The 692-nt window shown below is 51.0% G+C and carries 1 protein-coding gene; it reads right to left on the minus strand.

The genetic code is table 11. From position 1 onward, the window contains the following. Nucleotides 1–372: 372 nt before the first annotated feature. Nucleotides 373–591: a transposase gene (locus J7438_RS26635; RefSeq protein WP_209279040.1), complete on the minus strand. Its 219-nt coding sequence runs from the start codon at nt 589–591 to the stop codon at nt 373–375. Nucleotides 592–692: the final 101 nt, after the last annotated feature.

Here is a 692-nt window from a genome sequence, read left to right on the forward strand (position 1 = left end):
TGGCGCTATTGGTTGCCATCGGGTTTGCTCGAACAGGATGATGAGACCTGTTCGCCGAGCCTGTTGTAACCAGTGGCTGAGAACTGGGAATTACCAATCGCATGTTGGACAGATCTCCCCGGATAAGGACATGAACTTTCAGTGCACAACCGCCGCATTTACCGTGTCTCACGAACCTGGGGGCTTCGTAATCTTTGGCTCACTCGCCCAGAGACTCAGCCTTGTATGCGATTTCTGTACGTCGGCTCGCACCTTTGCACTCAGACTGCCTCCGCACAGCCCCTCGCGGGACTGCACTTGCCTTAAGCTAGTGGTTGTGATCAGCAGGCGTCTTTACCGCCAGTCAGATGTAGGTTCTCCCACAGGGGACTTTCACCCCATCAGTTCATGCCCATGCCGGGCGTACCAAAACGACAGAATATCCCCCAGATGGTTAATGACAAGATGAAGCTTGAGGCCAAACTGCCAGCCTGTAGATGTTTTTCCTCGCTTCGCCTCTTCCGAGAACACCTTGTGGCTTTTAATCCGGTGATTATCACAAACGACTATTGGCGTGGAATCAATAAATGACAACCCGGTTGGCTGCCCCATGCACTGAGTCTTGATAAACAGTCAATGGTATCAATGCCTGCTTCATAAGCTCTACGAATCGATTGTAAGAAACAAGATTGGGGAAGCAGTCAGATTTATGC

Origin of the sequence: Thalassotalea sp. G20_0, assembly GCF_017744175.1 — a bacterium.
GTDB lineage: Bacteria > Pseudomonadota > Gammaproteobacteria > Pseudomonadales > Endozoicomonadaceae > Endozoicomonas.

Excerpts from the sequence above, each read along its gene's own strand:
- J7438_RS26635 (WP_209279040.1), bottom strand. The coding sequence starts at position 591 with ATGGGGCAGCCAACCGGGTTGTCATTTATTGATTCCACGCCAATAGTC.